The organism is Novosphingobium rosa NBRC 15208 (assembly GCF_001598555.1).
Lineage (GTDB): Bacteria > Pseudomonadota > Alphaproteobacteria > Sphingomonadales > Sphingomonadaceae > Novosphingobium > Novosphingobium rosa.
In genome coordinates, this window is sequence record NZ_BCZE01000149.1 from 1 (window position 1) to 5,298 (window position 5,298).

4 protein-coding genes are annotated in these 5,298 nt (G+C 62.0%); all 4 read right to left on the bottom strand.

Annotation, left to right across the window (positions count from 1 at the left end; genetic code table 11):
* Positions 1-52 precede the first annotated feature (52 nt).
* Complete coding sequence (locus SR3_RS29930; protein ID WP_068094982.1) at positions 53-2,167, bottom strand: GumC family protein; 2,115 nt, start codon at positions 2,165-2,167, stop codon at positions 53-55.
* Positions 2,168-2,231: 64 nt separating this feature from the next.
* Complete coding sequence (locus tag SR3_RS29935) at positions 2,232-3,641, bottom strand: outer membrane beta-barrel protein (protein ID WP_169805746.1); 1,410 nt, start codon at positions 3,639-3,641, stop codon at positions 2,232-2,234.
* A gap of 68 nt (positions 3,642-3,709) precedes the next feature.
* Positions 3,710-4,249 carry a polysaccharide biosynthesis/export family protein gene (locus tag SR3_RS29940; protein WP_245654163.1) on the bottom strand — a complete coding sequence of 180 codons (540 nt, stop codon included), beginning with the start codon at positions 4,247-4,249 and terminating at the stop codon, positions 3,710-3,712.
* Between the two features lie 703 nt (positions 4,250-4,952).
* Positions 4,953-5,298 (bottom strand): SGNH hydrolase domain-containing protein (locus SR3_RS32040; RefSeq protein WP_218018913.1); only part of this gene is annotated, 346 nt, incomplete at its 5' end.

Consider the following 5,298-nt stretch of genomic DNA (forward strand, 5'->3'; position numbering starts at 1 on the left):
CCGAGCCCGCCGATCGTCTTGGCAGGCCCGGCTGTTGCAGAAGGCAGCGTGCTTACTTCTCGTTGGTGTAATAGTTCAGATATTGCTTGGAGTTGTAATAATAGGAGCCATAGGTCTGCGACGCGGCATCGACCATGGTGTACATCGCGCCCACCACATTGGTGCCGTCGGCGCGCAGCCAGCCCACCGCCGAGCTGACCGCCTGAAGCGGCGTGGCGTTCCAGCGAATCGCCAGGACCACCGCATCGGCCAGCGCGGCCAGGAAGCGGCCATCGGCCAGACCCACCAGCGGCGGCAGATCGAGAATGATCACATCGTAACGCTCGGCCAGACCTTCCAGAATGTCGTGGATGGCCTGGGTGCCGAAGAGATTTTCCGAGGTGAAATAGGGCTTGGTGACCGAGATGCTGTGCAGCTCGTCGAGCTGGGTCTTGCGGATCACATCGTCCAGCTTGGCCTCGCCGCGCAGCAGCTCCACCGTGCCGGCGCCCGAGGTGTCGCTGTCGATCACATTGCGCATCTGGGCGCGGCGCACGTCGACATCGAAGATCACCGTGCGCTGGCCGTTGAGTGCCATGGTGCGCGCCAGCGCAAGCGCCGTGGTTGTCTTGCCCTCGCTGGGCAGCGAGGAGGTCATGGCGATGATCTTGGGCGCCAGTTCGCCCTTCACGCCCATCAGCGTGGCGCGGGCATTGCGGAGAGCCTCGGCGAATTGCGATGTGGGCTTCTCGATCAGCATGTCGGCGGGCAGGTCGTTGCCGCGCAGCAGCGGGACCGCCGCGATCAGCGGCAGGCCCAGCTCCTCCTCGACCTGCTTGGCCGAGAGCATGCCCGTCACCATCAGCTCCTGTACGGTGATGACGATCAGCGCCACGCCCACGCCCGCCAGGAACGACAGGAAGTAAAGCAGGCCGCGCTTGGGCCAGTAGGGCATCAGCGGCACCTTGGCGGTGTCGACGATGCGCGCCTGCGCCATCGAGTTCTGCGCCAGCTGGCGGGCGTCCATGGCGGTCTGCGCCATGCGGTCATAGGCGGCGTGCTTGCTGGCGGCGTCGCGCTGCAGGCTCTGCAGCGTCACCGAAGCGCGGGCATCGGCGCTTTGCTTGTCCTCCAGACGCTGCATCGAGGCGCGCAGGCTGCCCGCGCGGGCCTCTGCGGCATCGGCATCGGCCTTGAGTGAGTGAACAACGCGGTTCTGTTCCTCGCGCAGCTGGGCATCGATGTTGGCCAGCTGCTGGCTGGCCTTGATATAATCCGGATAGCGCGGACCATAGCGGTTGGCCATGTCAGTCAGCGACTGCATCAGCACCGAACGCTCATGGCGCAGATCCTGAATGGTCACCGAATTGCGCACATCGGTGATCGAATCGAGTTGGCCATTGGCGACCTGCTTCTGCGCCGAGATCTGCTTGGAACGAGCCTCTGCGGCGACAGATTCCGCGCTTGCCATCTGCACTGAAAGCGGCCCGATCTGCTGATCGGTGATGGTCTGGCCGTCCTTGTCGCTGGTGCGCACGATGCCGTTCTGGGCTTCGAACTGGGCGACCTTTTCGTCGGCGGCCCGCGATTCGTCGCCCATATGGTTCAGCTGGCTCTCGAAGAAATCGGCCTGCTTGGCAGCGGTGCCGGTGTCGGTACCAACCTTGGCGTCCATATAGGCCAGCGCATATTCATTGGCGATGCGCGCCGCCTTGGTCGGATTGCGCGCGGCGACCTTGACCGAAAGGATGTAGGTCAACTTGTCACGGGCGACATCGGTGACGCTCACCAGCTTGTTGGCCACCACATCGACCTTCAGGTCGTCGCTCATCTCGGGATGCAGCTCAAGGCCCTTGCCGAACTCGTCATCGCGGGTGAGGTTCAGGCGGCGCACCACGGTGCGCGCCAGATCGAGCGAGCTGAGCACCGACACCTCGGTCTCGATCGCCTCATTGGCGAGCTGAGCCTGCGTATCGCCACCGCGGTTGAGCGGATTGTGCTGAGGATCGATCTGGATCCGGGTGATGCCCTGATAAAGGGGCTTGATCGTCAGCGTGATCGCCACGCCGATCAGCGTCACGAGCAGCGCCACCGCCACCGCCACCTTGTAGCGGCGTTGTAGCACGTCCTTTGCCTTGGCGATCACGTCGGCAAGACGTGCCTCATAGGATGCGGTGGAGACTTTCATGAATATTCCTTCCCCATGGGAAACCCAGGCACGTCACAAGATCCAGATGCGTTTGTCATGCCCATCACCGCCGCACCGTGACCGAAAGGCCAAGGGTGGCGTCCGAATAATTGCCAGTCTGCACATTCGGCACGGGTGAGGCGTATTTCGATGTCTTGTAGCTGGCTTCGGCCTGAAACCCCAGCCAGCGGCTGGCCTGATAGCGCAACGTGGCCTGAACCTGTTCGAGCGAGCGCGACTGCGAGATGCCGGAATAGCTCTGCCGCGCGGCGGACACCGTGCCGATCAGGAACAAATTGCGCCGCAGCGACTGATCAACCTCGGCCGTGATGCGCGTATCGACATAGGGGGTCGAGCCGAGGCCCGAATCCTGAATCAGGCGCTGCCCCAGCAGCGAAACGGTGGTCAGGCGATAGGGAAAGAAGTCCACGCGGAACTGGGCGGAAAAGGCCCCCACCCCCTTGTAGGACGACGCATCGTAATCGCGGTGACTGTAGCCGACCCCGACCGAACCGCGCATCACGCCGGTCAGATCGAAGCTGATGCCGGTGATGAAGTTCTGACCGGTGGAACTGAGCGGCGGGGTCACCGCATTCTGCCCCACGGTGTAATGGGTCTTGTCCGCCGCCGCCGCGACGAAGACCGCCAGGCTGGGCGAAATGCCATATTCGCCCTGCGCCGAGATGCGGTTGACCGCACGGTTGCGATAGCGCTGGTCGGTGGTGGTGCCATCCTGAAAGCGCAGCGTGGCGAAATCGAACCCCTCGTGATCATAGGCGAAGGTGAAGCGGCTGCGCCCGCCGTTGTAGGTCACCTTGGCCAGCCCGCCCACGCCGAAGAAGTTGGACAGAACCTGATCCTGCGGATTGAGGTCGCTGCTGAAGGGGCTCTCATAATAGCGCCCGGCCTGCGCCTCCAGATGCACCACCAAATTCTTGCCCAGATTGATCTCGCCGGCAGGCTGCACCGACCAGCTGTTCTGGTTGCGCGGCAACTGGGTGGCATAGCGGCGGAAATCCCCACTGACCTGAAGCTGCAGCATATGCCGCGACCAATCCGACTGGATCATGGCCGAAGGCTTCAGAACGGTGCTGATGTCCGCCTTGCGGTTGGCGTCATTGGCATAGACGTTGTTGTCGGCCACCACGCCCAGCGTCGCCTGGGGATGCAGCACGAAAGAGCCGATCGGGGCGCCGGGGGGCGCATAATCGGGCTGCCACTCTTCCAGCGCGCTGACATTATGGCCGCGCGTGTAATCGGGCGACAGCGCCGGCGTCACCAGCGTGGAGAAACTGTCAGGCGAGAAGGTGTAGGTGTTGATAACACTGGTGCCCTGCGCCGAAGCGCTGCCGGACACGCTCAGTGCGCAACCCGCGCCCAGCACCAACACTGCCGATTGCGGCGACAGCCGGGCCTCTCGCCTGGCACGCAGACTGGCCGCAAGGCTGCGGCCGGAGCCCCGGGTGACTTTCACACGCAGGGACTTCATCTCGCTGGGCGCGAGGCAGTTCAAGGAAAGCCCTTTGGTCAAACGCGCACCGCTCAGAAAAAGCGCTCAGCGACCCGAATCGTATCACCCGGCCACACCCGCAGATCCGGGGTCAGCGCATAGCGCACCTCTTCGGCCGAGCCATATTTGCGGATATAGACATAGCCTTCGCGACCGCGCGGCGTCAGCCCCTGCGCGGTGGCGATGGCGTTCCATGCGGTGAGCCCGGCGGCATAGGGATACTGGCCGGGCATATGCACTTCCCCGACGATGAAGAAGGGCCGGTACAGCGTCACTTCCGCCGCCACCTTGGGGTTGCGCAGATAGTCCTGCCCCAGCATCTCCTCGAAGGCGGCGGCGACCTGCGCGGTGGTCTTGTCGATCACCGAGAGCACACCCACCAGCGGCAGCGAGATCGTGCCATCCGGCGCGACCTGATACTCGCCCGAGAGCTGCGGTTCATTGAAAACGTTGACCTTGACCTTGTCACCCGCGCCGAGATGGTAATTCTCCGCAAGGGTTTGTCCGGCGACATAACGCTCACCAGAATCGACAATAGGGGTCTTGGTTGCCGCCCAGGCCTGGCCAGACATCGTCGGACCAGACACGGAGAGAAGCAGACACAGGCTCAAGCCAAGCGAACCCAATCTCTTCATGCCCCCACGCACCTTTCAGTCAATTCAAGCTGCAAACAGCCTATCCCAGCCCCCACAGGCAATCAACCCGAAAACATATTCGGCCAAACGCATTTTCTGGTGATCAAATTTCACTGAAATGGAAAAAAGAGAGGCGATGAACCGAAAAAAATCCAAAGACATCTTTTCAAAAGAATAGTAATAAGAAAAATATAGAAGAAACTTCATTCATGGCATGTGAAAATAGATAAAATATCGCAAAAATCATTTAAGATTATATGATTTATAATAAATTCCACCCTGCCTGTGGTTTCCCCTAAGTCCGCTTTGCGTCTGCTCAATCTTTTCGCATCTGCAACATAAATTACGAACCTTTCGTTCGAACCGCTTTGGGACATGGCCAAGAGGCGCAGCCCTGCTTTACGTTGCCTCAATTATGAGCTTGCGGCTTTCATCCCGCCTGCCCCGCTCTGCCCGGCGGTTTTCAACGCCCGAAACACCTCGGATCGTCGCGGAAACCGGCATTGCGTCGCGACGCCCCGGCAGATCCCTCCCACAGCGGCCTCGCCGTCCAGCGCTCCGGACCGACACGCTACGTCCATGCCATGTCCCGAAACAAGACATGGCACAGTAATGATTCTGCCGGGCCGGTCTCACCCGCTCAGGGGCGAGCCGTGCGCCCCGCCGCCTGCGTCTTGGCCTGCAGGGCAGCCTCCAGCGAAGGCTTGAGCAGATCGTTGCCGTAGGCGGTGATATGGTCGCTGTCGAAATAGATCGGCTTGCCATCGATGCTTTCAGGGCAGGCCTGATGCGGGCACATCGTGGCAGCGGGCTCCCACAGGCTGACCCCCGGCAGACCGGCGACCACCGAGGCAATCCCTAGCCGCGCCAGCGCCATGCGTTCCCAGCGCCCCTGCGGCGTATCCCCGGGCTCACGCCGGCAGGCCGGATTATGCGCGGTGAACCAGTTGCCGCAACGCGAGGGATCGATCGAGACTAGCGGCTTT

Bases quoted from the DNA above. Each gene is read 5' to 3' on its own strand.
- SR3_RS29930 (WP_068094982.1), bottom strand. From the start codon at position 2,167: ATGAAAGTCTCCACCGCATCCTATGAGGCACGTCTTGCCGACGTGATC.
- SR3_RS29940 (WP_245654163.1), bottom strand. From the start codon at position 4,249: ATGTCTGGCCAGGCCTGGGCGGCAACCAAGACCCCTATTGTCGATTCT.